Annotated in this window: 25 protein-coding genes; 12 read left to right on the top strand and 13 right to left on the bottom strand. The window is 71.2% G+C overall.

Annotated features, from left to right (window positions below):
- The first annotated feature begins 5 nt into the window (after positions 1-5).
- Positions 6-803: an alpha/beta fold hydrolase gene (locus tag OG439_RS02060; protein WP_326947633.1), complete on the top strand. Its 798-nt coding sequence runs from the start codon at positions 6-8 to the stop codon at positions 801-803.
- A gap of 8 nt (positions 804-811) precedes the next feature.
- On the opposite strand, the gene OG439_RS02055 is transcribed toward OG439_RS02060, so the two are convergent.
- Genes OG439_RS02055 through OG439_RS02035 form a run of 5 tightly spaced genes read right to left on the bottom strand, consistent with a single transcriptional unit; the run spans position 812 to position 6,096 of the window.
- Positions 812-2,038, bottom strand: coding sequence for a hypothetical protein (locus OG439_RS02055; protein WP_326947632.1), 1,227 nt, complete (start codon positions 2,036-2,038; stop codon positions 812-814).
- Positions 2,039-2,086: 48 nt separating this feature from the next.
- Entirely contained in the window at positions 2,087-3,289 is a 1,203-nt protein-coding gene (locus tag OG439_RS02050) for a metal-dependent hydrolase family protein (protein ID WP_326947631.1), read from the bottom strand.
- Positions 3,286-4,698, bottom strand: a complete 1,413-nt coding sequence (locus OG439_RS02045) for a sodium:solute symporter family protein (protein ID WP_326947630.1) — start codon at positions 4,696-4,698, stop codon at positions 3,286-3,288. Before OG439_RS02045 ends, OG439_RS02050 begins: the two co-directional genes overlap by 4 nt.
- On the bottom strand, positions 4,695-4,898 hold the full coding sequence (locus tag OG439_RS02040) for a hypothetical protein (protein ID WP_247063390.1): 204 nt from the start codon (positions 4,896-4,898) through the stop codon (positions 4,695-4,697). The genes OG439_RS02045 and OG439_RS02040 overlap by 4 nt, the downstream gene beginning before the upstream one ends.
- A 4-nt stretch (positions 4,899-4,902) precedes the next feature.
- Positions 4,903-6,096 (bottom strand): M20 metallopeptidase family protein, encoded by a 1,194-nt coding sequence (locus OG439_RS02035; protein ID WP_326947629.1) that lies wholly within the window; start codon positions 6,094-6,096, stop codon positions 4,903-4,905.
- Positions 6,097-6,164: 68 nt separating this feature from the next.
- Between OG439_RS02035 and OG439_RS02030 the strand changes: the two genes are divergently transcribed.
- The gene (locus tag OG439_RS02030) at positions 6,165-7,211 is read left to right on the top strand and encodes an Lrp/AsnC family transcriptional regulator (protein ID WP_326947628.1); all 1,047 of its coding nucleotides are present in this window, start codon (positions 6,165-6,167) and stop codon (positions 7,209-7,211) included.
- 656 nt (positions 7,212-7,867) lie between these two features.
- Here OG439_RS02030 and OG439_RS02025 read toward each other — a convergent pair.
- The 4 genes from OG439_RS02025 to OG439_RS02010 form a co-directional block, all read right to left on the bottom strand.
- A complete protein-coding gene (locus OG439_RS02025; protein WP_326947627.1) occupies positions 7,868-8,830 on the bottom strand; it encodes an SCO0930 family lipoprotein in 963 nt (320 codons plus the stop codon).
- 46 nt (positions 8,831-8,876) lie between these two features.
- Entirely contained in the window at positions 8,877-10,367 is a 1,491-nt protein-coding gene (locus tag OG439_RS02020) for a DUF1996 domain-containing protein (protein ID WP_326947626.1), read from the bottom strand.
- Between the two features lie 324 nt (positions 10,368-10,691).
- The gene (locus OG439_RS02015) at positions 10,692-11,486 is read right to left on the bottom strand and encodes a zf-HC2 domain-containing protein (RefSeq protein ID WP_326947625.1); all 795 of its coding nucleotides are present in this window, start codon (positions 11,484-11,486) and stop codon (positions 10,692-10,694) included.
- Between the two features lie 6 nt (positions 11,487-11,492).
- Positions 11,493-12,056 (bottom strand): sigma-70 family RNA polymerase sigma factor, encoded by a 564-nt coding sequence (locus tag OG439_RS02010; RefSeq protein ID WP_247063381.1) that lies wholly within the window; start codon positions 12,054-12,056, stop codon positions 11,493-11,495.
- Positions 12,057-12,285: 229 nt separating this feature from the next.
- On the opposite strand from OG439_RS02010, the gene OG439_RS02005 reads away from it, so the two are divergent.
- The 5 genes from OG439_RS02005 to OG439_RS01985 are packed head-to-tail and all read left to right on the top strand — an operon-like array spanning position 12,286 to position 15,940.
- A complete protein-coding gene (locus tag OG439_RS02005) occupies positions 12,286-12,879 on the top strand; it encodes a hypothetical protein (RefSeq protein ID WP_326947624.1) in 594 nt (197 codons plus the stop codon).
- Complete coding sequence (locus tag OG439_RS02000) at positions 12,863-13,663, top strand: DUF4142 domain-containing protein (protein WP_326947623.1); 801 nt, start codon at positions 12,863-12,865, stop codon at positions 13,661-13,663. The genes OG439_RS02005 and OG439_RS02000 overlap by 17 nt, the downstream gene beginning before the upstream one ends.
- A complete protein-coding gene (locus OG439_RS01995) occupies positions 13,656-14,273 on the top strand; it encodes a hypothetical protein (protein ID WP_326947622.1) in 618 nt (205 codons plus the stop codon). The genes OG439_RS02000 and OG439_RS01995 overlap by 8 nt, the downstream gene beginning before the upstream one ends.
- Before the next feature lies 1 nt (position 14,274).
- Complete coding sequence (locus OG439_RS01990; protein ID WP_247063377.1) at positions 14,275-14,505, top strand: ferredoxin; 231 nt, start codon at positions 14,275-14,277, stop codon at positions 14,503-14,505.
- Positions 14,498-15,940: an NAD(P)/FAD-dependent oxidoreductase gene (locus OG439_RS01985; RefSeq protein WP_326947621.1), complete on the top strand. Its 1,443-nt coding sequence runs from the start codon at positions 14,498-14,500 to the stop codon at positions 15,938-15,940. Before OG439_RS01990 ends, OG439_RS01985 begins: the two co-directional genes overlap by 8 nt.
- A gap of 397 nt (positions 15,941-16,337) precedes the next feature.
- Here OG439_RS01985 and OG439_RS01980 read toward each other — a convergent pair whose 3' ends face one another.
- Genes OG439_RS01980 through OG439_RS01965 form a run of 4 tightly spaced genes read right to left on the bottom strand, consistent with a single transcriptional unit; the run spans position 16,338 to position 20,053 of the window.
- On the bottom strand, positions 16,338-17,492 hold the full coding sequence (locus tag OG439_RS01980; protein ID WP_326947620.1) for an acetyl-CoA C-acetyltransferase: 1,155 nt from the start codon (positions 17,490-17,492) through the stop codon (positions 16,338-16,340).
- Entirely contained in the window at positions 17,485-18,090 is a 606-nt protein-coding gene (locus OG439_RS01975) for a TetR/AcrR family transcriptional regulator (RefSeq protein ID WP_326947618.1), read from the bottom strand. The genes OG439_RS01980 and OG439_RS01975 overlap by 8 nt, the downstream gene beginning before the upstream one ends.
- 47 nt (positions 18,091-18,137) lie before the next feature.
- Complete coding sequence (locus OG439_RS01970; RefSeq protein WP_326947617.1) at positions 18,138-18,914, bottom strand: SDR family oxidoreductase; 777 nt, start codon at positions 18,912-18,914, stop codon at positions 18,138-18,140.
- On the bottom strand, positions 18,911-20,053 hold the full coding sequence (locus OG439_RS01965; protein WP_326947616.1) for an acyl-CoA dehydrogenase family protein: 1,143 nt from the start codon (positions 20,051-20,053) through the stop codon (positions 18,911-18,913). The genes OG439_RS01970 and OG439_RS01965 overlap by 4 nt, the downstream gene beginning before the upstream one ends.
- Positions 20,054-20,125: 72 nt before the next feature.
- On the opposite strand from OG439_RS01965, the gene OG439_RS01960 reads away from it, so the two are divergent.
- From OG439_RS01960 to OG439_RS01940, 5 genes are read left to right on the top strand one after another with little or no spacing between them, the layout of a single operon-like run.
- On the top strand, positions 20,126-21,622 hold the full coding sequence (locus OG439_RS01960; protein WP_326947615.1) for a FadD3 family acyl-CoA ligase: 1,497 nt from the start codon (positions 20,126-20,128) through the stop codon (positions 21,620-21,622).
- Positions 21,619-22,458, top strand: a complete 840-nt coding sequence (locus OG439_RS01955) for an enoyl-CoA hydratase (RefSeq protein WP_326947613.1) — start codon at positions 21,619-21,621, stop codon at positions 22,456-22,458. The genes OG439_RS01960 and OG439_RS01955 overlap by 4 nt, the downstream gene beginning before the upstream one ends.
- A complete protein-coding gene (locus tag OG439_RS01950; RefSeq protein ID WP_326947612.1) occupies positions 22,458-23,591 on the top strand; it encodes an acyl-CoA dehydrogenase family protein in 1,134 nt (377 codons plus the stop codon). The genes OG439_RS01955 and OG439_RS01950 overlap by 1 nt, the downstream gene beginning before the upstream one ends.
- On the top strand, positions 23,588-24,472 hold the full coding sequence (locus OG439_RS01945) for an acyl-CoA dehydrogenase family protein (protein ID WP_326947611.1): 885 nt from the start codon (positions 23,588-23,590) through the stop codon (positions 24,470-24,472). The genes OG439_RS01950 and OG439_RS01945 overlap by 4 nt, the downstream gene beginning before the upstream one ends.
- The gene (locus OG439_RS01940; protein WP_326947610.1) at positions 24,469-25,398 is read left to right on the top strand and encodes an acyl-CoA dehydrogenase family protein; all 930 of its coding nucleotides are present in this window, start codon (positions 24,469-24,471) and stop codon (positions 25,396-25,398) included. The genes OG439_RS01945 and OG439_RS01940 overlap by 4 nt, the downstream gene beginning before the upstream one ends.
- The last annotated feature ends 94 nt before the right edge of the window (positions 25,399-25,492 follow it).

Genomic DNA, 25,492 nt, shown 5'->3' with positions numbered 1-25,492 from the left:
CCGGCATGATCTCGGAAAGCCGTTGCCCGGTGGAGGACGGTGAGCTCCAAGTCCGCCGCGGCGGCGAGGGGCCGGTGCTGCTGCTGATCGCGGGCGGCACCGGATCGGGTGACGCCTACCGGGCGCTGGCGAAGCACCTGTACGAGCACTTCACGGTCGTCACGTACGACCGGCGCGGCCACTTCGCCAGCACGGACACCACGACGGGCCCGGTCCCGGTGTCGCTGCAGGCCGACGACGCGCTGGCGGTGCTGAACCACGTGACGGCCGCGCCGGCCCAGGTGTTCGGCTCGAGCGCGGGCGCGCTGATCGGCCTCGACCTGGTGGCCCGCCACCCGGACCGCGTCACGACGCTGGTCGCGCACGAGCCCCCGGCGGTCCACCTGATGCCGGACGCGAGCGGCTGGCTCGACGCGGCGGCCGAGCAGGTCCGGTTGGCCCGTTCGGGTGACCTGATCGGCGCGGTGACCCGGTTCGCGGACGCGATCGCCGGGGCGGCGCTGCCGAACCTGCCCAACATCCGCCTGCCCCACGAGGCCGACTGGATCCGGCTGTTCGACCGCGAGCTGACGCCGTTCTTCGACTACCTGCCGGACCTGCGCGCCCTGCGCCGGGCGAGCACGGAGATCCTCCCGGTGGCGGGCGAAGGCAGTCGAGGCCGCTACCACTACCAGCCGGCGAAGATCCTGGCGCTGGAACTGGGCTTGCCGTTCACGGAGACGCCGGGAGCACACCTGGCACCGCAACGAAACCCGGCGAAGTTCGCGGCGGCGTTGCGGGACCTGCTGACCCCGGAGGGGTAAGCGGCGGATCAGAGTTCGACGCCAAAGTGCCCAGCCAGCGCACGCGTCAGCCCGTCCGGGTCCGAGAGGCTCTCGACGTGGACGATCTTCTCGTGTCGGTCTGGCGGGGTCCGAAACCGCGAACCGACCACCATCGCCACTGATCCGACCTCCAGCCCACTCGTCTGGAACTCGCCGCGGAACTCGCTTTCGGTGACCATGATCAGGTCGAACCTGCTGCTCCCGAACAGCACATCGTCGGCGAAAACACTCTCGCTCACCACGAGACCGCCCGACTTGCATCCGCTGAGGTCCACTTCTCCGCTGAACTGGCACTTACCCAGCATGAAAGGGTTCGCGACAGTAATCGCGGACAGATCCACCTCGGCCTCGAAACTCGAACTCATCAACGTCAGTCCTGTGCGGAATACGCTTCGCGCGAGGATCAACCTGCCGAGGAACTTCGCCCCGCCGAACCCGCACACTCCATCGGCCTGGATGTCGGCGAAGTCCGCGAGGCCGTGCACGACCGTGCCCTCACATTTGAGGTTCCTGACACGCAGCTGCCGGAAGATTGGGTCGACAAGCACCGTACGTGAAAGGTCGAGGTCCAGGTCGGGCCAGAACCGGCCTTCGGAACCTCGTTTGGTGGGATCACCCAGATGTTCCCAGAACATGCTCTGGATCGTGTAGCGCACCTCCAGCTCGGCGTGTGTCTCGGCGGCTTCGGCGGGTTTTCCGGCGGCCAGCCCGGGCTGCGCACCGCGATCGGCCGGCGGGACAAACGGCAACCGCAGGTAGGAACTGAACACGTCCAAGACGGTCTGGCGGTGTCCCGGGTGGTCCTGCGCGATGCGTTCGAGTGAGTAGACGGCGCCGAGCCGCACCGCGCCCTTCTCGTGGCCCAGTTGGTCGATGGCCTTGCTGTACTGGTCGGTGATCCGGCGTTCAGTGGTGTCGGTCACCGTCGACTCGGAGACCTCCCGCTGCAGCACGAGGGTTTGTTCGGCCGAGCGCTGGCGTCGGGTTGCGAGCCACAGGGCAAACAACCCGCCGGTGCCGGCGCCGACGCTGAGGCCGATCCGCACAATGTCGAGCACCGTGGATACGCGCTGAGCGTCCGCGTTCCGGTAGACGACGAAGAGGCCGGCGGTCAACCCGCCGGCGAGGGCGACGCCGGAGGCAGCCCACAGGAAGGCGGCCGACGGACGCAGCACGGACTCGGCCGCCGCACCCGCGCGCCTGAGAATCCTCACACGTCCCAGGATGCCGTTCCCGAAGGACGTCCCGCGACTCTCACGGCGTCAGACCACCCGGGTGCCGTCCTTCCAGACCTCGCGGATGTTCGAAGCCAGCCCCGGGAAGTCGTACGGGTCCCCCGATACCACCACCAGGTCCGCCCGCAGCCCCGTCTCGATGCGGCCCAGCTCGCCGTCCAGGCCCATGAGCCGCGCCGCCGAGGACGTCGTTGCCTCCAGGACGTCGCCCGGGGTCATGCCGCACGCCGCCATCAGGGCCAGTTCCTCCAGGTTCGTGCCGTGCGGGCCGACGCCGCTGTCGGTGCCCATCGCGATGCGGACGCCCGCCGCGTACGCGCGGCGCACCGAGTCGCGGTGGGCCTCCACCACTTCGCGGGCCTTCGCGACGACCGACGCGGGCAGGTCGACGCCCGCGTCGGCCGCGCGGACCACGTTCACCGGGGCGATCAGCGTCGGGACCAGCCACGTGCCGTGGCCGAGCATCAGCTCGATCGCCTCGTCGTCCAGGTAGATGCCGTGCTCGATCGACCGGACGCCCGCGCGGACCGCGTTCTTGATGCCCGCCGAACCCTGGGCGTGCGCCATCACCGGCCGGCCCTGCATCGCCGCCTCGGCGACCAGGATCTCCAGCTCCGCCGGCGTGAACTGCGAGTGCCGCGGGTCGTCACGCGGTGAGAGCACCCCGCCGGTCGTGCACACCTTCAGCACGTCCGCGCCCGCGCGCAGCAGGGTGCGGGCGACGCGGCGCATCTCGTCGGGGCCGTCGGCCGTCGCGTCCGGGCGGCCCGGGTGCGGCACCAGCAGCGGGACGCACATCCCGGACGGGCTCCACGCGTCGCCGTGGCCGCCGGTCTGGCTGATCAGCCCGATCGAGATCTGCAGCCGCGGCCCCGGGATCAGGCCGTCGTCCACCGCCTGCTTGATGCCGAGGTCCGCGCCGGAGGCGTCGCGGACCGTCGTGATGCCCAGCCCGAGCGTCGCCCACAGGTTCCGCGCGGCCTCGTAGAACTGGTAGGAAAACGGTTTCTGCACCCGCGCCAGCAGCCCGATGTCCGACACCGTGACGTGCACGTGGCAGTCGAACAGCCCCGGCAGCAGCACCGCGCCGACGCAGTCGACGCCCTCGTCACCGTCCAGGTCCGTCCCGACTTCGACGATCCGGCCGTGCTCGACGGCGACGTCGGCCGCCGCCGGGTCCGAGCCGGTGCCGTCGAACACCGAACCGCCGGTGAACACCGTGCGAGTCACGCCGCCTCCTGGGGAGAAGCCTGTCGTTGGACCAGAGCGGCCAGGGCGAGGACGACGACGTTCGCGCCGAGCCCGACCAAGCCCACGTTGACGGTGCCGACCAGGTGAGTGTCCACAAAGGTCAGCCAGCTGACGACGAGCTCGCCGGCGATCAGCCCGGCGAGCACCGGGCCCTTGCCGACCGGCACGCGCCGGAAGAAGCCCAGCAGGTTGGCCGGGGCCAGCTGGACCGACCCCGAATAAGTGAGCAGCAGCAGGTTGGCCAGCAGATCCGGCCGGAAGATGCCGAGCACGAGGGCAAGAGTACTCGCGACCACAACCGTGCCGTGGTTGATCCAGAACTGCTTGCGGCCACTGCGGACACGGACTATGTTGCGCGCCACCAGCGACGAGATGCCGATCAGGATCCCGGCCGCCGGGACCATCGCGGTGGCCGTCGCGGCGACCACGACGATGCCCGTAACCCAGCCCGGCAACGCGTCCTTCGACAGCGTCAGCAGTACGCCGTTCGGGTCACTCCCCTTGGGTACCACGAGGATCGCGGCGAACCCGATGACCATCGGCAGCAGCAGGCACAGCTCGTACACCGGCATCCAGGCGTAGTTGCGCCGCAGCACCTTCGGGTCGCGCGCCGACATCAGCGCCGGCCACGAGTGCGGCAGCGTCATCAGGCCGACGCCGATGGCGCTGACCAGCATGCTCGTGATGAACCAGACGTGGTCGTTCGCTCCACTGTGGACGATCAGCTTCTCGGGGTGCAGCTGCTCGATCTTGTGGAACACCGCCGGGATCCCGCCCGCGAAGTGCGTCGGCACGGCGATGATGAGCACCACCAGCGCGACCAGCATGATGCCGTCCTTGAAGTAGGACGTCGCCGCGACGCCGCGCAGCCCGGCCCACAGCACGAACGCGACGATCAGCACGCTGCCGGTCACCATGCTGAGCGTGCCGGACGCGTTGTCGCCGGTGACCAGCCGCACGATCAGGCCGAGCCCGGTGATCTGCAGCTGCAGGTAGGGCAGCACGAACACGACGCCGAGCACCGCCGACAGCGTGCCGAGCGCCCGGCTGGAGTAGCGGTCCTCGAGGAAGTCGCCCTGGGTGAGGTAGCCGCGGTCCTTCCCCATCGTCCACAGCCGTTTGGCCAGGAAGAACAGCACGACGTAGGCGATCGGCACGTACGGCAGCGCGTACATCGCGGCGACGCCGCCGGAGAACGCGAGCCCGGCCATGCCGAGGAAGGTGAAGGTGGTGAACACCTCTCCCGCCTGCAGGAACCACATGGTCATGGCGCCGAAGCGGCGGCCGCCGACGGTCCACTCCGCCAGGTCGGCGACGGGCTTGCGGCGGCCGACGAAGCCGAGCACGCCGATCAGGACGATGCCCACCAGGGTGAAGGTGAGGATCACGCGTCGTCCTCCTCCCCCGCTGCGCGCAGCAGCCGTTCCGACAGCAGCAGCGCCGGGGTGAACATCAGGCACCAGAACGCGCCCCACACGACCATCCGCGGCAGCCCGAGCCACAGCCCGGTCGTGTTGACGAACGGCAGGAACGGCATCAGGACCAGCGCGAGCACCGGGAGCAACGGCGGCCAGTGGTAGCGGCGCACGGCGTCACCCGGCCAGGAGCGCGAGCCGGCGGATCGCGAGCTCGGCCAGCAGCGCGGCGCCGTCGCCGAGCACGCTGTCGTCGAACCGCGCGCGCGGCGAGTGGTTGTCCGGCGCGGTCGCCGGGTCCGTCGGGCACGCGCCGAGGAACAGGTACGCGCCGGGCACGCGCTCGAGGACGCGGGAGAAGTCCTCCGACCCGGTGATCGGTTCGGCCATCTCGGTGAACCGCTCCGCGCCGAAGACGTCGCGGATGGTGGCCGCGACGAAGTCGTACGCGCCCGCGTCGTTGACCGTGGCCGGGTACTCGGGCTCGAACGTGACGTCGATGTCGAGGCCGTGCGCGGCGGCGATGCCGCGGCAGACCTGGACGGCGCGGTCGCCGACGCGCGCCGCCGTCTCCGGCGAGAACGACCGCAGCGTCGCCTCGAACACCGCGTCGTCCGGGATGATGTTGCGCCGGGTGCCGGCGTGGAACGTCCCGACGGTGACGACGACGGGGTCGAAGACGTCGAAGGCCCGCGTCACCATCGTCTGCAGCGCGGTCACCATCTCGCAGGCGGCCGGGATCGGGTCGCGCGCGTCGTGCGGGGACGAGCCGTGGCCGCCCTCGCCCCGCACCCGGACGGCGAGCGCGCCGGAAGCCGCCATGAGCGTGCCAGGGCGGGCGGTGAACTGGCCCTTCGCGTAACTCGCGGCCGAGACGTGCAGGCCGTACGCGGCGTCGACGTGCTTGCCGGACGCCGTCAGGACGCCTTCCTCGATCATGTGGCCGGCGCCGTCCCAGCCCTCTTCGCCGGGCTGGAACATGAACACGACGTCGCCGGGCAGGTCGGCTTTGCGGGCGCAGAGCAGCCGGGCCGCGCCGACCAGGCCCGCGGTGTGGAGGTCGTGGCCGCAGGCGTGCATGGCGCCGTCGAGCGTCGAGCTGAACTCCTCGCCGGTCGCCTCGGTCACCGGGAGCGCGTCCATGTCCCCGCGCAGCAAGACGGTCCCGCCGGGCCTGCCGCCGCGCAGGACTCCGGTGATCGACGAGAGGTTCTTGCCGACGCTCAGTTCGAGGTCGAGGCCGTCGAGGGCGGCGAGGGCGCGCTCCTGCGTGCGCGGCAGGTGCAGGCCGATCTCGGGGATGCGGTGCAGGTCACGGCGCAGAGCGACCAGATCGTCGAGCAGGACGGCGGCGTCGGAGCGCAGGGTCATCCGCCGATCATGCGAGAGTCGAGCACAATGGCGGGAGAAAATCCTCAAAACCACCGTTTCGAGGGCTGATGAGCGAAGAATCCGCCATGTTGGACGAGCAGGACCTCAAACTGGTCGACGCGCTGCAGGCGGCGCCGCGGGCGTCCTGGTCGACGCTCGGGAACGCGCTCGGGCTGGGCGCGGTGACCGCCGCCCGGCGCTGGGACGGCCTCGTCGAACGCGGCGACGCGTGGCTCACCGCCTACGCGGGCGGGGAGCTCACCGCGCAGCTCGCGCTGGCGTTCGTCGAGATCGACTGCGCGCCCGGCGCGGCCCTGCGCGTCGCCGACGCGCTGGCCGCCGACGTGCACGTCGTCACCGTCGAGTACCTCGCGGGGCCGTTCGACCTGCTCGCCCACGTCGTCGCGCCGACGTTGCGGGAGCTGGGCGCGCACGTGCTGGACCGGGTGACGGCGGTGCCGGGCGTGACGCGCGTGCGGACGGTGCTGTCGCCGCGGATGTTCACCGAGGGCAGCCGGTGGCGGGTGCGGGCGATCTCGCCCGGGCAACGGGAAGCGCTGACGCCGAAGCCGGTGCGCCACCGCGCCCCGCTGCGCTTCGACGACGCCGACCGGGCGCTGATCCTGGCTCTCGGCGTCGACGCGCGGGTGTCGGCGGCGGCGCTGGCGGCCGAGCTCGGCGTCGGGGCGACGACCGTGCGGCGCCGGCTGGACGCGCTGCTGGCCCGGGGCGCGATCCGCGTCCGGTGCGAGATCGCGCGGTCGGCGTCGCCCGCGCCGGTCACCGTGACGCTGTGGCTGCGGGTCCCACCGGACAAGCTGGAGACGACGGCCCGGTCGCTGGCGATGCTGCCGGAGGTCCGGATGTGCGCGGCGGTGTCCGGCGAGGCGAACCTGATGCTGGTGGTGTGGCTGCCGACGCAGCACGACACGGTGGCGCTGGAGAGCCTGATGGCCGCGAAGCTGCCGTGGCTGGAGATCGCCGGGCGGGCCGTCACGCTCCGGAGCGTCAAGCTGATGGGCCGGCTGCTCGACTCCGCCGGCCGGGGCGTCGGCCGCGTCCCGCTGGACTTCTGGGCCGCGGTCCCCGTGCCGGAGCACGGGGACCGCAGCTGAGCCGGTCCGGGGATGGGGGGTGAGGTGGAGGGAAGCATCCACCGGACCGGGGATTTCGGGGCCGGCGACCGAGGGGGCGGTCGCCGGGGCCGGATCCGGGCGGAGCGTGGAAGTTCCGACGCCGGATGCGCGTGACCGGAAGCGGATCTCGCGTGTCTGGGGACGTGACTCGCGTGACGGAAGACGTAAGTCGCGTGTCCAGAGGGGGATCTCGTGTGTCTGGAAGGGCATCTCGCGTGATTGGAGAGGCATCACGCGTGATTGGGGGGTCGACTCGCGTGATTGGGGGGTCGGGTTGGGGGGGTCCGGGCCGGCAGGTTGGGGGGTGAGGTGGAGGGAAGTCGCCTGCCGGGCCGGGACCTGAGGGGCGGGGTCTGCACCCGCCGTTTCCTCCTTTGTTTGATCCGCGGGGATCGTTGTGGGGGAAAGAGTCCCGGCCCGGCGGACTTTGGGGGGTGAGGTGGAGGAAGCGTCCGCCGGACCGGGTCTCGCGTTACCGCACCGGCCTGGTGGGCAAGGGGGGTGAGGTGGAGGGGAAACACCCACCGGGCCGGAACTCACGACCGGGACCGTGGTCCCGGGTACTGCTACCGGCCCGGCGAACGGGGGGGTGAGGTGGAGGGAAGTGTTCGCCGGGCCGGGGATCGTGGGGCGGGTCAGTACCCGCCAGATGACGCTGCCGCAACCTGCTGGGCGTCGGGTCTGCGGGCCGGGTCGACCTTGCAGCCGCTGGGTTCCACGGCGTACCAGGTGTTCCCGACTCCGTGCCCGCTGGCTTCGCCGGGCGCGCCGTCCTTGCTGTAGGTGTAGACCGGCCAGCCGCCGACGGTCACCTGCATGGTGCCGTCCGGGCGCCGGATCTGGCCGATGAGGCCGGTGTCGACGCTCTCGGCGACGGTGATCCGGCCGTCCACCCGCACCGGCGGCCACGTCTTCGCGCAGGCACCGTCGCAAGTGGACTCTCCGGAGTCCTTGCCGTCCTTGGTGAACAGGTAGAGCGTGCCGCCGGCCTGGTCGGTGAGCACCGGGCCGAGGCCGCCGACGTCGGTGGTGCCGATCGTCGTCGGCTTGGCGGGTTCGGTGGCCGGGGCGCCGCTCTGGCCGGCCGCCTTCCCGCCTGCCGGGGTGATCGCCGCCCAGTCCGCGCTGACGTTCTGGCCGAGCGCGATGCCCCGGCCGGTGTCCTTGGCGTACCGGTAGACCGGCCAGCCGCCGACGGTCACCTGCCGCTGCCCGTCGGGTCGGGTGACCTCGCCGACGAGCTGCGCGTCCACGCCGGCGGCGAGCGCCGGGGCGTCGGAGACCAGCGGGGGCCACGTTTCCGCGCAAGCACCGTCGCAGACGGCCTTCGGGGGCTTCGCGCTGTCCTTCGCGTACCGGTAGAGCGTGTGACCTTCGGCGTCGGCCAGGACCGTGCCGAGACCCTCCACTGTGGACGATGCGAGCTGGACTCGGCCGGCACCGGCCGGAACCGTGCTCGCCGGTTGCTGCTGCTGGAGACCGAGTGCCGCCGGCTGAACATTGCCGGACGTGGCGTACGGATTGGTCCCGCAGGCCGTGACCAGCGCGAGGCCGGCGACGGCGAGCAGAGCGGCAGCGACCGGGCGAGCACGGTTCATGACGTTCACCCTTCCTGGAGCGATGACCGGTGTAGGCGGTGGAGCGTTATTCCGCGCAGGCCTTGCCCGAGTTGACGCAGTTGACGAGGCGGTTCATGATCTTCTTGCTCATCACGTTGCCGAAGTCGTCGTGGTCGGAGCGCGGGTTGTGCTTCTCTTGCGCGAACGCGTCCACTTTGTACTGGCCGTTCTGCTGGACGTCCTGCGGGACGTCGTAGACCAGCGTCACCTGCAGCTGCGGGATGTTCTTGAACCCCTGCGGGCACTTGCCCTGCTGGTCGGCGAACACCACGTGGGTGCGGTGGTTCGCGCTGTCGGTGTTCTTGCCGTCCCAGCAGTTCGGGAAGGCGTGGATCCGCTCCACCTTGCTGCCCGCCGGGCAGATCGGGTAGAGGTCGGTCAGCCGGTCCTCGAAGCCGGTGCAGGTCCAGCTGGGCCGGGCGTTGGCCGGGCCGTTGGTGCTCTGCTTGGCGTCACCGTAGAGGATCTTCAGGCCGAGCGGCATCGCGACGACGTTCCTCGCGCCACCACCGATGAACTTCAGGGTCGCGGACTCCGGTTCGACGATCTCGCCGTCGTTGTCGCCGACCTCTTCGTTCGCGCCTTCGGGGCCACCGAGCTCTTCGGCCGGGGGCGCCGCGGCGGTGCTGCTCTGGTTGCCGTTCTGGCCGCCCTGGTTCTTGCCGCCGTCGTTGTTGTTCTGGCCGCCGTTGTTCTGGCCACCGTTCTGGCCGCCGCGCCGGCGGTCCTGGCCCTGCTGCTGGTTCTGACCGTCCTGCTGCTGGGCGTTCTGGTCACCGCGCGTCGCGCCGCCACCGGTGTTCTTTTTCTTCTGCTGACCGTTCTGGTCCTGAGCGTTCTGGTCCTGAGCGTTGGGGTCCGCGTTCGGGTCTGCGGCGTTGGGGTCCGCGTTCGGGTCCGCCGCCGCCTGGTCCTGCGCGTCCTGGCCCTCTCCGGCAGCGTCGGCCGCCTGGGCGTCCGCCGCGCTCTGGTCCTGCTGGACGTCGCCGGTCTTGCCCTGCTGCTCCTGCTCGGCCTTCTGGTTCTCGCTCTCGTTCGCCGCGTTGTCCTCGCGGTCGATCCGGATGACCGGCCAGAAGTAGGCGGACTGGTCGCCGTTCTTGCAGGTGGTGTCACCGGCGAGCAGGCTCTTGAGGCTCGAGTCGGCGTCGGTGGTCACGTTGCCGACGTAGTCGTGCAGGTGCTGCGCGCCGTTCTTGATCCCGGGCTGGGCGATGAAGTTGTCCGGGTTGTGGTGGGCGCCGTCGGCGTTCGTTCCACAGTCGACGGTGAAGGAGCCCTGCGCACCCTTCTTCTTCAAGGCCGCGTTGACGTTGTTGCCGGCGGGAACCTTGTTGATGTCGATGAAGAACGACGGGTCTGCGGGGTCCGCGCTGGCCTCGCCCGTGCGGCCCGTCGAGACCGCGACGGCGAGTGCGCCGACGGCGATCGCCAGGCCGAGCGCGCCCATCGCGATCTTGGTTCGACGGGCAACACGATGCTTGCCCGTCACGGGGGACCGAGAATTCCGGGGCATGGACTAGTTCACCTCGTTCGTTATTCCGGGCGCGCCGAACAGCGCGGCAGCCCGGGCAAGAACTACCGATAATTGAGGTCGTGATTGGTGCGGAACCCGGGGGAAGTGCTGACCGGGGCCTGCCGCCGTGCGTTCCGGCGTCGCTGCCCGGTGCCACTCGGTTCCGGCTCGGGGGCTATCGGGTGCATCGGGGGATGCATTGGGGGATACGGACACTGGTGGCGTGAGGTTCAAAAGCGACCGGCCCGTTATCTTTTCGTTATCTAACGCCGCGCAACCGGACAGCATTCACCCAGGTCACCGGGGATCGGCGGGAAAAATGATTTAACGTTGCACCATGACGAGAACGGTGCCGTCCTCGCCACGGACCTCGAACCGGCCGATCTGGTCCATCGTCATCGACGTGGACCCCTGCAGCCGCAGCGGTTCGGGTGAGCCGGGAATGCCGAAGCCCTTGGGCGGCACCGACCAGCCGGTGACGACGCGCTCCTCGCCCGCGGCGGAGATGGCGACCAGCTGGCAGTTGAGCGGCCCGACGATCCCGCGCAGCTCGAGCTCGACCCGGCTGCCCCACTCGACGGGCAGCACGGTGACGAGCGCGTTGACGGCCGACCCGCCGCTGCCGCGGCCGTAGGTCTGGCCGCCACCGGGCGGCCGGCTCGTCGACGCGGCGGACGGCGGTGGCGTGGACGTCGCGGGGACGCTCGTCACCGCGGACGCCGGCTTGCCGCTCGGCGCGGACAGGGAGGCGGGCGGGACGGCGTCGGCGGGCCGGACGGCGAGCGTCACGAGCGGGCCGGCGATGACGAGCGCGGCGGCCGCGGTGCCTGCGATGATGCCGGCCCGGCGCCGGCGCCGGCGCTTCACGGACGCCTCTTCCATCAGGCCGCGCAGCACGCGGGGCCCGGGGGCGAGGGTGCGCGGGCCGGGGGCGGGCATCGGGGGCTCGGGCCAGCTGCGCTTGACGAGGTCGAGCACGTCCGGCAGCTGGTACAGCTCGATCAGGTCGAGCTGGCAGTTGGGGCAGTTCATCAGGTGGGCTTCGAACTGGTTGTTCTCGGCCTCGCTGAGGACGCCGAGCACGTACGCGGCGACGTCGGTGTGTGCGGACCCGGCCACCTCAGCTCACCCCCGCTCGCGCAACGCTCGGCGCAGGGCGCGGACGGCGTGGTGGATGCGGGACTTGATGGTGCCGGGGGGCACGCCGAGGGTCGCCGCGACCTCGTTCACGGTCCGATCGCGCAGGTAGGTCTGCTGGATGGCCTCCCGCTGCTCGGGCGAAAGCCCCTGCAGCGCCTCGTAGACGATCATCGCGGCGAGCGTGCGGTCCGACTCGTCGGACACCGTGATCGCGTCCGATTCGATCTCTTCGAGCTCCTGGGGACGGACGCTGCGGCTGCGCCAGCCGTCGATGACGGTCCGCCGGGCCACCGTGAACAACCACGCGCGCAGCATCTCCGGCCGGCGGTCCAGCTTGTCCGCGTTCCGCCACGCCTTGATCAGGGTCTCCTGCACGACGTCTTCGGCCCACTGCCGGTCGTGGCCGGTCAGCCGGAGCGCGAACGCCATGAGGGACCCACCGAACTCCTGGTAGAGCGCCTTCGCCAGATCATCGGAGGCGTCGTTCGGCTCGACAACGACGCCTTCTTGATCTTCGACGGGTCTCAGCGCTCGAGTGTGCCGTCCCACGCGGGACATCCTGGTGTGCCGGAGGCCCGGCGTCCAGTACCAAATGAGCCCGAAAGTTTTTTGAACCGTTTCCGGACCGTGTCCGTATCCCCTACCGAAGACCCCCGACAAGCGTTGTCCCCCGCAACGCTCCGCATCCACCCCGGACCAGTCGTCCACAGTGGATCTTCCGCGCGCTTTTTCGTTGCACCCCCGGCAACAGCGCGTAGTCATGCCCCACGGAGGAGCAGTGATCCGCATTCCCCGACCGGTGGTCCCCGCCGCCGTGTGCCTCACCGCACTCGCCCTGCTCACCGCCTGCACCGCCGGCGCCGCGACCACTTCCGGCGGTTACGCCGCAGGTGGGGGCGCCGGCATGCAGATGCCCGGCCAGCAGGCCCCGATGACCCTCGCCATGCCGCAGCCGATCACGGCCAACCCGAACGACCCCGCGAAGAGCCAGATCCGCGCCGCCAAGACCTTCGACCTCGGGCTCATGCTCGTCGACGGGACCGGCTACACGATCTACCGCTACGACCGGGACTCGTCCGACCCGTCCCGGTCGAACTGCACCGGCGCCTGCGCGACCAAGTGGATCCCGGTCAACGTCGGCGGCCCCGCGCCGATCGACGTCGACCCGTCCCTGATCGGGCAGCTCACCCGCGACGACGGCAGCCAGCAGCTCACGCTCGCCGGCTGGCCGCTCTACCACTTCACCGGCGACAGCGAACCCGCCGACACCTCCGGCCAGGGCGCCGAGCAGGCGTGGTACCCCATCGCGCCGGACGGCAAGAAGATCACGATCACCCAGGACGAGTGGAGGCAAAATGCGTTCGGCATCTGAGTTCGCCACGCCGGAGCTCGACCAGCCGTCCACCCTGGAACGCTCCCGGCCGCTGGTCCGGATCCTGTTCGTGGTGGTCGCGGTGCTGACGCTGCTCGCGCCGGGCTCGGCCTCGACGGCCCAGACCACGGCCGTCTCCCCCACCGACTCGGTGCTGCTGACCAAGGTCCGCCAAGCCGGTCTGTGGGAGATGCCCTCCGGCATGATGGCCATGCAGAAGGGCAGCCCGCTGGTCAAGGAGATCGGCTTCGCGATCATGATGGATCACGGCCGGCTCGACGTGGCGACCCGCGCGCTGTCGGCGAAGCTGAACTCGCCGGTGCCCGACCAGCCCTCCGACGAACAGCGCGGCTGGCTGCTCGAAGAGATGAACGCGGCCCCCGGCCCGGCGTTCGACCGCGTCTTCGCCAACCGGCTGCGCGCGGCGCACGGCCAGGTGTTCGCCATCCTCGCGCAGCTGCGGGCCGGCACCCGCAACGACGACGTGCGGGCGTTCGCGACCGTCGGCAACCAGGCCGTGCTGCGGCACATGACGATGCTCGAGAGCAGCGGGATGGTCGACTACACCGCCCTGCCCGAGCCCGCGGTGTCCACCACCGCGGCGCCCGCCGGGGCCTCCCTCGGCCTCGACACGTCCCAGATCGCCGTGGTGGCGGCGCTGTTCCTGCTGGTCGGTGGCGGCCTGTTCTACGTGCTGCGCCAGATCAAGGGCAACCGCAACCGCGGCCGCACCCGGACCTCGTCCCGGCCCGCCGGAGTGAGAACCGGGGGCAGTCATGGTTGAGACCTGGCACGACGCGACGATCCTGATCACCCAGCAGTTCCAGCCGAAGACCGACCCGGCGGCGCGCGGCCTCGCGGCCTTCGCGGCCCGGGCGTCCTACGCGGCGATGATGCTGACCCTCACCTGGGGCGTGCTCACCGCCACGGGCTGGGTGCGCTCGGTCACCGGCCGCAAGGCGCTGCGCAGCACTCACATCGTGCTGGCGACCGCGACGCTGATCTTCGGCGGCATCCACGCCCTCGGCTTCTTCTACCTGACGATCCAGCCCTACAGCCTGCAGTACCTGTTCCTCCCGTTCCTGTCCGGCCAGGAGGTCCGGCACAGCATCGGCATCGTCGGCCTCGAGATCATGATGGCCATCGCCCTGACGGCGGGCCTGCAGCGGTTCACCTCGTACCGCCGCTGGCTGTGGCTGCACCGCTGCGCCTACCCGGCCGTCGCGCTGACCGCGTTGCACGCCTGGTTCGGCTCGATCGCCAACGGCCACCTCGCGGTCGTCTGGCTGGGCGGCATCACGCTGCTCATCCCGGCCGCGACGGTGTCGCTGCTGCGGTTCATGCCGGCCCGCACCCTCGAACGCATCGGACTCGTGGAAGAGCAGGTGGCTTGACATGCCGCTCCGTTTGCCCGGTGGCGGGCCCCGGATCAGCGTCGACAACGACCGGTGCGAGCTCTACGGCATCTGCGCCATGGAGGCGCCGGACGTGTTCGACCTCGGCCAGGACGGCCGGCTGCGCTTCCGCACGCGGCTGCTGGACGAAACCACCATGGAACAGGCGAAGATGGCCGCTCGCTGCTGCCCGATGCAGGCGGTCGTGATGAGAGGGGACCTCGATGGCTGACGGCGACCGGATCGTCATCGTCGGTGCGGGTGTCGCGGGGTTGCGCGCCGCGGAACGACTGCGGGAACAGAACTTCGACGGCGAGATCGTGCTCATCGGCGACGAGGCCCGGCGCCCCTACCACCGGCCGATGGTCTCCAAGGCCTTGGTGATGGGCACCGAACGGCCCAGCGACGTGGGCCTTTCGCACTACCTGCCGGACCTGGACGTGCACTGGCGCCTCGGCGCGCGCGTCACGCACCTCGACACCACCGAGCGGGTCGTGCACCTGCCCGGCGGCGAATCCCTCTGGTACGACGGCCTGATCGCCGCGACCGGCGTCTACCCGCGGCACCTGCCCGGGTCGCCGCGGCACGACCCGCGCGTGCGGATCCTGCGCACGGTCGAGGACTCGATGGCGGTGCGGCGCTGCCTCAACGCCAGCAAGAAGCCGGCCGTCGTGATCGGCGCCGGCCTGATCGGCAACGAGTTCGCCGCGAGCATGCGGCACATCGGCCGGGACGTCACGCTGATCGGCCACGCGAAGGCGCCGCTGCACCGCTTCGGCGACCGCGTCTCGAGCGGCGTCGTCGAAGCGCACCACGAGCACCGCGCGAAACTGTCGATGAAGAGCGAAGTGCGGCACTGGATCAGCACGAAGGACACCGTCGGGCTGCACCTGACGAACAACCAGCTGCTGGTCGCCAGCGTCGTCGTGCTCGCCATCGGCAGCGTCCCGTCGGTCGACTGGATGCGCGGCTCCGGCCTCGACATCAGCGACGGCGTGCTGTGCGACTCGAAGCTGTTCGCCGAGGGCGCGTCCGACGTGGTCATCGCCGGGGACATCGCGCGCTGGCCGAACCTGCGCTTCGACGAGACCCCGCGGCGGGTCGAGCACTGGATCAACGCCGTCGAGTCGGCCCGGCACGCGGCGGACAACCTGCTGCTGGGCCAGTCGAGCGCCAAGCCGTTCACCCCGCTCCCCCGGGCGTGGTCGACGCTGTACGACACGCGGCTGCAGATGTGCGGCATGCCTTCGCTGGCCGAAGACACCGTGACGCTGGCCGACGGCATCACCGGCTTCATCCGCGACGGCCGGCTCGTCGGCGTCTCCTCGTGGGACAAGCCGCGGGCCATGCTCGACTGGATGGCCGAGCTGGACCGCCGCCTGCCTGCCCCGGACTTCGTCCCGGAGCCGGAGCCCGCTCCCGCGGCGGCCGAGGTCCCGGTGGTCGAACCGTCGATCGCGGCTTTGGCGGCCGAGGTGCCGCCGGAGTTCGAGAGCGGCTTCGACGCCCAGGCCTTCGAGCGCGAGTTCGAGAGCGAGTTCGCGAACAACATCCCGACCACCGCGTTCGCTGCGCAGTCCCTGCCCGCACCCCCCACGACGGCGTTCGCCGCGCAGTCGCTGCCGGCGGAAGCGCTGCCGACGATGGCCATCCCGATGGGGAGGTAGAAGACGGGGGCGAGGCTGCGCGCGGCGGCCCTCGTCCCTCGGCCGGTCACCACACACCCTCCGCGGCTGGGTGGCGTGGTGACCGGCCCCCACAACAGCGTCCCCCTGCCCGCCTCGCGCCCGGACTCGGGCCGAGCGTCCGGCGGGCCAGGAGAGGGCCATCCCGAGGGAACCCGACACCCCTCGAGATGGCCTTCTTCCGGCTCGCCGGACGGGGGTCCGGGGTCGTGCGCCACGGCGGTCCGCCGCCGGGGCGTGTGCCTCGTGAAGGCCTTCCCGCCGGAAGGGTATGCCGGCGGGAAGGTCTTCACGGGGACTGAGTGCACAATCGGGGTTGCACCGGCCAGGGCCGGTTCGAGGGAACGGGAACCCTCGAACCGGCCTTCGCTGTGCCGCGTCAGGTCAGGTTTTCGACGATCGTCACGTTGGCCGTGCCGCCGCCTTCGCACATCGTCTGCAGCCCGTAGCGGCCGCCGCGGCGCTTCAGTTCGTGGACCAGCGTCGCGAACAGCTTCGTGCCCGACGCGCCGATCGGATGGCCCAGGGCGATCGCACCGCCGTTGACGTTCACCCGGGACGGGTCGGCACCCGTCTCGTCGAGCCACGCGAGGACCACGCTCGCGAACGCCTCGTTCACTTCGAAAAGATCGATGTCACCGATCGTCAACCCGGTGCGACGCAACGCGTGCGCGGTCGCCGGGATCGGGCCGGTGAGCATCCAGACCGGGTCCGCCGCGCGGACCGACAGGTGGTGGATGCGGGCCATCGGCGTCAGGTCGTGGTCGCGCACGAATGACTCGGACGCGATGAGCGTCGCGCTCGCGCCGTCCGAGAGCTGGCTCGCCACCGCCGCGGTGATACGCGATTCCGGGGACAGCGGTTTCAAGCCCGCCATCCGTTCCAGGGAAGTGTCGCGGCGCGGTCCTTCGTCCTTGCCGAATTCTCCGTAGGGCGCTATTTCGTCGTCGAACAATCCGCCGTCGGACGCCGCCGCCGCGAGCTGGTGACTCCGCAGCGCGAATTCCTCCATCGCGACGCGGGAAATGTCCCAGTGCCCGGCGATCATGTCCGCACTGCGGAACTGCGACACCTCATTCGCGCCGAAGCGTTCCTGCCAGCCTTTCGAGCCGGAAAACGGATCGTCGAACCCGTATTCGCGCCCGGCGAGCATCGCCGCGCCGATCGGGATCGCACTCATGTTCTGCACGCCGCCGGCCAGCACCAGGTCCGCCGTGCCGCTCAGCACCGCCTGCGCCGCGAAGTGCACCGCCTGCTGGCTCGAGCCGCACTGCCGGTCGACGGTCACGCCCGGCACGTGCTGCGGGTACCCGGCCGCCAGCCACGACGTCCGCGCGACGTTGCCGGCCTGCGGGCCCAGGGTGTCGACGCAGCCGAAGATGACGTCTTCCACCAGTTCCGGGTCGACGCCGGTGCGCTCGACGACCGCGCGGATCACGTGCGCGCCGAGGTCGGCCGGGTGGACCGCGCTCAGCGCTCCGCCGCGCTTGCCGACCGGCGTCCGCACCGCGTCCAGGACATACGCTTCAGCCACGCCGCCTCCGCTTGTTCGTTCCGATGCCGTCGAGCAGGATCCCGAGGTACTGCTCCGCGACGTCCTGCGCGGTGAGCGCGCCGTCGGGGTTGTACCAGCGCACGGCCACCCACACCGTGTCGCGGATGAAGCGGTAGGTCAGCTCGACGTCGAGGTCCGCGCGGAAGACGCCGTCCGCCACGCCGTCGGTGAGGATGCCGTTCCACAGCTTGCGGAACTCGGCGTTGCGGTCGTTGAGGTAGGCGAACCGCGGCAGCTGCATGAGGTGCTTGGCCTCGTTCTGGTAGATCGCGACCTGCGCCGGGCGCCGGTGGATCGAGTCGAACGACGCCACGACGACCGCTTCGAGCGTCTCGCGCGGGCCGAGCCCCTGGGCGACGATCTCGGCGTAGGAGCCGAACAGCTCGTCGAGGAAGCCGGTGAGGATCTCGTCGGCCATCGACTCCTTGGAGTCGAAGTGGTGGTAGAGGCTGCCCGAGAGGATGCCCGCGGCGTCGGCGATGTCGCGCACGGTGGTGGACACGTACCCACGCTCGGCGAACAGCCGCGCGGCCAGGTCCAGCAGCTCCGCACGGCGACTGTTCTTCACAGTGTTCATTTCTCCTCCGCGGGAAAAAGTACGTCGTCGGTACTCATCCAGGCACCTCACGCACGTTGCGAACTCACGGACACGACCTCGCCGGTGAGGTAGGAGGAGTACTCACTGGCCAGGAACACGATCACATTCGCCACTTCCCACGGTTCCGCCGCCCTCCCCGAAACCTCGCGGGCGGTGAGTTCTTCGAGCAGCTCGTCGCTGGTCACCTTGGCCAGGAAGGGGTGCATCGCCAGGCTGGGGGCGACCGCGTTGATCCGGACGCCCAGCGGCGCGGCGTCGACGGCCGCGCACCGCGTCAGCGCCATCACGCCCGCCTTGGCCGCCGCGTAGTGCGCCTGCCCACCCTGGGCGCGCCAGCCGAGCACGGACGCGTTGTTGACGATCGCCCCGCCGTCCCCCTGCGCGGCGAACCGGCGCAGGGCCGCGCGGGTGGCGCGGAAGGTGCCGTTGAGGGTGACGTCGAGGACGCGCGTCCACTCCTCGTCGGTCATGTCCACCAGCGACTTGGTGCCGCCGAGCCCGGCGTTGTTGACGACGACGTCGATCCGGCCGAACCGCTCGACACTGCCGTCAATCAGCGCCTGTACCTGCTCCTCCTGAGTGACGTCGCACGGGATCGCGTGGATATCGCCGAGGTCCGCCAGCTCCGCGGCCTTCTCGCCGAGACGGCGTTCGTGCCAGTCGCTGACGACGACCTTCGCGCCCTCTTCGAGCGCGCGCTTCGCCGTGGCCGAGCCGATCCCGGTGCCGGCCGCGGCGGTCACCACGACCACCTTGTCCCGCAGCAGGTTCGCGCCCTCGGGGTACTTCGGGACGGTGATCACGGGCGCGCCTCCCGGGGCAGGCCGAGCACGCGCTCGGCGATGATGTTGCGCTGGATCTCGTTGGAGCCGCCGTAGATCGTGTCGGCGCGGGTGAACAGGTAGAGCCGCTGCCAGTCGTCGAGGCCGCCGGGCGCGAGCATCCCAGCCGCGCCGCGGATCGCCATGGCCAGCTCCCCGAGCGTCCGGTGCCAGTTCGCCCAGACGAGCTTCGCGACCGACGCCGTGCCGGGGCCGGTGTCGCCCAGCGTGCGGATCGCGTGCGCACGCATGACTTCCAGGCCGAGCCAGGCCCGGTCGACGCGCTCGGCGAGCACCGGGTCGTCGAGCGCGCCGGCGCTCCGGGCCAGCTCGGTCAACGCCGTCAGCTCGCGCCGGAACCCGACCTGCTGGCCGAGGGTGGCGACGCCGCGTTCGAAGGCCAGGGTGCCCATCGCGACGCGCCAGCCGTCACCCGGCTCCCCCACTGCCAGGTCACGCGCGGTGCGGGCGCCGTCGAAGAAGACCTCGTTGAACTCCGCCGTGCCGGTCAGCTGGACGATCGGGCGAACGTCCACTCCGGACTGTCGCATCGGGACGAGCAGGTAGGACAGTCCCTTGTGGCGTTTCGAGCCGGGTTCGGTGCGCGCGACGACAAAACACCAGTCCGCGTGCTGCGCCAGCGACGTCCAGACCTTCTGCCCGGTGACCACCCACTCGTCACCGTCGAGCCGGGCCGACGTCGAGACGGCGGCGAGGTCGGAGCCCGCACCGGGTTCGGAGTAGCCCTGGCACCACAGTTCTTCCGCGGCGACGATGGGGGGCAGGAACCGGCGCTGCTGTTCCGGGGTGCCGAACGCGATGAGCGTCGGGCCGAGGAGTTCCTGGCCGAAGTGCCCGACCTTGGCCGGCGCGTCGGAGAGGGCGTACTCCTCGTGGAAGACGACCTGCTGCTCGAGGGTGGCGCCGCGGCCGCCGTGCTCGACGGGCCAGCCGACGCAGTTCCAGCCGCCGGTGGCCAGCTCGCGTTCCCAGGCCAGGCGCTCGTCGAACGCCTCGTGCTCGCGGCCGGGACCACCACGGCCGCGCAGCTTCGCGAAGTCGCCACGCAGGTGTTCGGCCAGCCAGGTCCTTACTTCGTCACGGAAGTCTTGGTCGGGCACCGTCACCTCCTCTGGCCAAAACCGGGGCTCCTGCGTAGGCTACCCTACCAAGCACTTGCTAGGGAGGCCGTGATGCCGGAGACCGTCCCGGCGGCGCTCGACGCCGCGGCGGAGCGGTTCCCCGCGCGTGAAGCACTGGTGGACGGCGACGTCCGGCTGACCTGGCCGGAGCTGGCTTCCCGGGTGCGGCAGTGCGCGAACTTCTACGCCGCCGCGGGGATCGGGCCGGGTGACCGCGTCGCGGTCTGCGCGCCCAACACGTGGCACTGGCCGGTCGCGGCCCTCGGCGCGCACTACGCCGGCGCGACGCTGGTGCCGATCAGCACCCGGTTCACCGCACGGGAAACCACGGACATCCTGACCCGGGGCGGCGTCTCGGCGCTGGCCATCACCGGGACGTTCCTCGGCGCCGACCGGCTCGCGGACCTGACCGAACGTCCGCCCACGGTGCTGCGGATCCCGGTCGAGGGCCCGGAAGACCCGGTCGACGGCGTCACCGAGTGGGCCGCGCTCGACAGCTTCGACGACACCTTCACCAGCCCCGCGCGGCCGGACGACGTCAGCGACATCCTCTTCACGTCGGGGACGACCGGCCGCAGCAAGGGCGCGATGTCGTCGCACCGGCAGGCCCTCGGCGTCGCCGCCGCGTGGGCCGAGTGCGGCGAGCTGAGCGAGCACGACCGCTACCTCGTGATCAACCCGTTCTTCCACAGCTTCGGTTACAAGGCCGGGATCCTCGCCGCGACATTGCACGGCACGACGCTCGTGCCGCAGCGCACCTTCGCCGTCGCCGAGACCCTCCGGCTGATCCAGGACGAGCGGATCTCCGTGCTGCCGGGCGCGCCGACGATCTTCCAGGTCCTCCTCGACGCGCCCGACCGGCCGTCGTACGACCTGTCGACGCTCCGGCTGGCGGTCACCGGCGCCGCGACCGTCCCGGTGGCGCTCGTCGAACGCATGCAGGCCGAACTCGGCTTCGACCTGGTCCTCACCGCGTACGGCCTGACCGAGGCCGTCGTGGCCACGATGTCGCTGCGCACCGACCCGCCCGACCTGATCGCCCGGACCGTCGGCCGGCCTGCCGCCGGGTTCGAGGTCCGCCTCGGCGAGCGTGACGAGGTGCTGCTGCGCGGGCCGAACGTGATGCTCGGGTACCTCGACGACCCGGCCGCCACCGCCGAGGCGATCGACACCGACGGCTGGCTGCACACCGGCGACGTCGGCGTGCTCACCGGGTCCGGGCACCTGCGGATCGTCGACCGGATCAAGGACATGTACATCTGCGGCGGCTTCAACGTCTACCCGGCCGAGGTCGAGCAGGCGCTGGGCTGGCTCGACGGCGTGGCCGAGGCCGTCGTCGTCGGCGTGCCGGACCCGGTCTACGGCGAGGTCGGCAAGGCCTACGTCCGGCTGCGGCCGGGCGTCACACTGTCCACAGAGGACGTCATCGACCACTGCAAGGCCAACCTGGCGAACTACAAGCGGCCCCGGCACGTCGAGTTCCGGGACGAGCTGCCGCGCACGCCGTCGGGCAAGGTGCTCAAACGAGTTCTGCGGGAGGAAGCATGAGCGACATCGGCGAGGAGGTCACGTACGAGGTGCGCGGACCGGTCGCGGTCGTCACCCTGAACCGGCCCGAGTACCGCAACGCGCAGAACTCGGCGATGACCTACGCGCTGGACGCCGCGTTCACCCGGGCCGTCGACGACGCCGAGGTGAAGGTGATCGTCCTGGCCGGGGCGGGCAAGCACTTCTCTGCCGGGCACGACATCGGCTCGCCGGGCCGCGACGCGGACGTCTCGTTCGAGCGCAAGGCCGTGATGTGGTGGGACCACGTCGACGCCGCGGGCGGCGACCAGCGGTTCGCGCGGGAGTCCGAAGTGTACTTGGGGATGTGCCGCCGCTGGCGGGAGATCCCGAAGCCGACGATCGCGTCCGTCCAGGGCGCGTGCATCGCCGGGGCGTTGATGCTGGCCTGGGTGTGCGACCTGATCGTCGCCTCCGACGACGCGTTCTTCGCCGATCCCGTGGTGCGCATGGGGATTCCCGGCGTCGAGTACTTCGCGCACCCGTGGGTGCTCGGGCCGCGCCGGGCCAAGGAGGTCCTGTTCACCGGCGAGCGCTTCACGGCCCAGCAGGCCCTCGACTGGGGCATGCTCAACCGGGTCGTCCCGCGCGCCGATCTCGAAACCGAGACGATGGCGCTGGCCACGAAGATCGCCGAGATGCCGCGGTTCGGCCTCGCGCTGGCCAAGAAGGCCGTGAACCAGGCCGAAGACCAGATGGGCCTGCGGTCCGGAATGGACAGTGTGTTCGGGTTGCACCACTTCGCGCACGCGCACAACGCCGAGACCGCCGGCGACTCCCTGGCCGGGCTGGACGCCCGGTCCATGCGGGACCGCTGATGGACCTCGACCTCTCCCCTGACGTCGAAGCGTTCCGCGACGAAGCCCGCGAATGGCTGGCCGCGCACGTCCCCGCCGAGCCGCTCCCCTCGTTCGACACGCCGGAGGGCTTCGCCGCCCACCGCGAGTGGGAGGCCGGGCTGGCCGACGCGCGCTGGTCGGTCGTCTCCTGGCCGGCGGAGTACGGCGGCCGCGACGCGAGCCTCCTGGAGTGGGTGCTGTTCGAGGAGGAGTACTACGCGGCCGGCGCGCCCCTGCGCGTCAACCAGAACGGCATCTTCATGCTGGCGCCGACGCTCTTCTCGCACGGCACCGACGAGCAGCTGGCCCGGATCCTGCCGAAGATGGCGCGCTCCGAAGAGGTCTGGGCGCAGGCCTGGTCCGAGCCGGAGGCGGGCAGCGACATCGCCGCGCTGCGCAGCACGGCGTCGCGTGTGGACGGTGGCTGGGTCCTCAACGGACAGAAGACGTGGAGCTCCCGGGCAGCCTACGCCGATCGCGCGTTCGGCCTGTTCCGCAGCGACCCCGAAGCCGAACGCCACCGCGGCCTGACCTACCTGATGGCGGACCTGCGCGCCGACGGCGTCACGGTGCGCCCGATCCCGCAGCTGGACGGCGAGCCGGGTTTCGCCGAGATCTTCTTCGACGACGTCTTCGTGCCGGACGCCGACGTCATCGGCGAGCCCGGCGCGGGCTGGAAGGTCGCGATGACCACGGCCAACAACGAACGCGGCCTGTCGCTGCGCAGCCCCGGCCGGTTCCTCGCGGCGGCCGATCGGCTGACGGCGCTGTGGTCCGGCGCGGGCCGTCCCGAAGCCACCGCGGACCGGGTCGCCGACGCCTGGATCGGCGCCCGCGCCTACCAGCTCTACACGTTCGGCACGGTCACCAAGCTCGCCGAGGGCGGCCAGCTCGGGCCGGAGTCGAGCGTCAACAAGCTCTTCTGGTCGCACCTGGACGTCGAGCTGCACGAGACGGCGCTCGACCTGCTGGGCCCGGACGCCGAGCTGCGCGGCCCCTGGAGCGACGGCTGGCTGTTCTCGCTGGCCGGCCCGATCTACGGCGGCACCGACCAGATCCAGCGCACGATCGTCGCCGAACGCCTGCTCGGCCTGCCCCGGGAGGACCGATGAGGTTCGGGTTGACCGCCGAGCAGACGGCGTTCGCCGCGTCTCTGCACGACCTGCTTTCGACCACAGACGACTGGCCGAAGCTCGCCGAGCTGGGCGTCACGGCCCTCGGCATCCCCGAGAAGCACGACGGCCTCGACGCCTCCCCGGTCGACCTCGTCGTCGCGTTCGAGGCGCTGGGCCACCACGGCGTCGCGGGGCCGTGGACCGACACGGTGGCCGTGCTGCCCGCGTTGCTCGACGACCCGGTGCTCGCGTCGGTGGCCTCAGGCGAGACGCGGGCGTCGGTGGTCTTCGCACCGCACGTGCCCTACGCGCTCGACGCCGACACCGCGGACCTGCGCGTCCTGGTGGACGGCACGCGCCTGAAGACCTTCACCCCCGGCCGCGAGCTGGCTTCGGTGGACCCGTCCCGGCGGCTGTTCGAGGCCGTCCCCGGCGACGACCTCGGCCCGGCCCTGGACCCGGCGCGCGCGTTCGACCTCGGCGTCCTCGCGACGGCGGCCCAGCTGCTCGGCGCCGGGAACTGGCTGCTCTCGACGTCGGTCGGCTACGCCGGGCAACGCCGCCAGTACGGCCGCGAGATCGGCAAGTACCAGGCGGTCAAGCACCTGCTCGCCGACGTCGTCACGGCGCTGGAGCTGGCCCGGCCGCTGCTGTACGGCGCGGCCGTGACCCTCGCCCCCGCCGACGTCTCGGCGGCGAAGGTGGCGTGCGGCGACGCGGCGTTGCTCGCGGCCCGCACCGGACTGCAGGTGCACGGCGCGATCGGCTACACCGCCGAGCACCCACTGGGTAGGCGGCTGCTGCGGGTCCGCGCCCTGACGACGGCGTGGGGCACCGGCGCGGTGCACCGGCGGCGCATCCTGGCGGCCGTCGGATGACACCCGAACAGGACGAACTCCGCGCCACCGTCCGGAAACTCCTGGAGCGCGAGGCCACGCCGTGGCCGGCCCTCGTCGACATCGGCGTCCCCGCGCTCGCCATCCCCGAGGAGCACGGCGGGCTCGGCGCCGGGCTCACCGAACTCCGGATCGTCGCCGAAGAGCTCGGCCGCGTCCTGGCCGACGTCCCGTTCCTCGGCTCGGCCGTCGCCACGCAGGCCGTGCTCGCGACGGGAGACGAGCGGCTGCTCCCCCGGCTCGCCGAGGGCGCCGTCGCCGCGCTGGCCTGGACCGGCGAGGACGGCCGCTGGGACGCCGCGGCCTGCCGGGGCGATTTGTCGACTGTGGACGGACGCGCGCACTACGTCCTGGACGGCGACACGGCGTCGATCCTGCTGGCCGTCACCGAAGACGGACTGTACGAAGTGGACCCAGCCGACGCCGACCGCGAGCACGTCCCGTCGCTCGACGAGACGCGGCACTTCGCCACCGTGACGTTCGACCACGCGCCCGCGCGCCGCCTCGGCCCCCTGGATCCCGGTCCGCTTCGGGATTTCGCGTGCCTGGTCCTCGCCGCCGAGCAGACCGGCGCGGCGGCCCGGGCACTCGAGCTGACCGTCGAGTACACCCAGCAACGCCATCAGTTCGGCCGCCCGATCGGGAGCTTCCAGGCGCTCAAGCACCGCATGGCGGACCTGCACGTCCTGGTCGAGACGGCCCGCTCGGCCGCCTACGCGGACCTGCCTGCGGTCGCCAAGGTGCACTGCTCCGAGGTGCTGTCCGAGGTCACGGCGGAGATGATCCAGCTGCACGGCGGCATCGCGATCACCTGGGAACACCCGGCGCACCGCTACTTCAAGCGCGCGCACTCGTCGTCCCTGCTGTTCGGCGCGCCGCACCACCACCTGCCGCGCGTCCGGTCGTGAGTGGTAATGCGGGTTAGAACCCTCATTACCACTCACGACGGGCCGGGCGCATACCAGGCACTCCGGTAGGGCTGGCCCCCCGAAGTGCCCACCG

Origin of the sequence: Amycolatopsis sp. NBC_01307 (genome assembly GCF_035975215.1) — a bacterium.
In the GTDB taxonomy this organism is placed as follows: domain Bacteria; phylum Actinomycetota; class Actinomycetes; order Mycobacteriales; family Pseudonocardiaceae; genus Amycolatopsis.
Note: the sequence above shows the minus strand (reverse complement) of the source record. Positions and strands in the feature narration are given on the sequence as shown.

What these genes read in the sequence shown, in the direction of transcription:
- OG439_RS02060 (WP_326947633.1), top strand. Translation starts at nt 6, where the DNA reads ATGATCTCGGAAAGCCGTTGCCCGGTGGAGGACGGTGAGCTCCAAGTC.
- OG439_RS02035 (WP_326947629.1), bottom strand. Translation starts at nt 6,096, where the DNA reads ATGACCCTGCGCTCCGACGCCGCCGTCCTGCTCGACGATCTGGTCGCT.
- OG439_RS02030 (WP_326947628.1), top strand. Translation starts at nt 6,165, where the DNA reads ATGAGCGAAGAATCCGCCATGTTGGACGAGCAGGACCTCAAACTGGTC.
- OG439_RS02025 (WP_326947627.1), bottom strand. Translation starts at nt 8,830, where the DNA reads ATGAACCGTGCTCGCCCGGTCGCTGCCGCTCTGCTCGCCGTCGCCGGC.
- OG439_RS02020 (WP_326947626.1), bottom strand. Translation starts at nt 10,367, where the DNA reads ATGCCCCGGAATTCTCGGTCCCCCGTGACGGGCAAGCATCGTGTTGCC.
- OG439_RS02000 (WP_326947623.1), top strand. Translation starts at nt 12,863, where the DNA reads ATGCGTTCGGCATCTGAGTTCGCCACGCCGGAGCTCGACCAGCCGTCC.
- OG439_RS01995 (WP_326947622.1), top strand. Translation starts at nt 13,656, where the DNA reads ATGGTTGAGACCTGGCACGACGCGACGATCCTGATCACCCAGCAGTTC.
- OG439_RS01990 (WP_247063377.1), top strand. Translation starts at nt 14,275, where the DNA reads ATGCCGCTCCGTTTGCCCGGTGGCGGGCCCCGGATCAGCGTCGACAAC.
- OG439_RS01985 (WP_326947621.1), top strand. Translation starts at nt 14,498, where the DNA reads ATGGCTGACGGCGACCGGATCGTCATCGTCGGTGCGGGTGTCGCGGGG.
- OG439_RS01975 (WP_326947618.1), bottom strand. Translation starts at nt 18,090, where the DNA reads ATGAACACTGTGAAGAACAGTCGCCGTGCGGAGCTGCTGGACCTGGCC.
- OG439_RS01960 (WP_326947615.1), top strand. Translation starts at nt 20,126, where the DNA reads ATGCCGGAGACCGTCCCGGCGGCGCTCGACGCCGCGGCGGAGCGGTTC.
- OG439_RS01955 (WP_326947613.1), top strand. Translation starts at nt 21,619, where the DNA reads ATGAGCGACATCGGCGAGGAGGTCACGTACGAGGTGCGCGGACCGGTC.
- OG439_RS01950 (WP_326947612.1), top strand. Translation starts at nt 22,458, where the DNA reads ATGGACCTCGACCTCTCCCCTGACGTCGAAGCGTTCCGCGACGAAGCC.
- OG439_RS01945 (WP_326947611.1), top strand. Translation starts at nt 23,588, where the DNA reads ATGAGGTTCGGGTTGACCGCCGAGCAGACGGCGTTCGCCGCGTCTCTG.
- OG439_RS01940 (WP_326947610.1), top strand. Translation starts at nt 24,469, where the DNA reads ATGACACCCGAACAGGACGAACTCCGCGCCACCGTCCGGAAACTCCTG.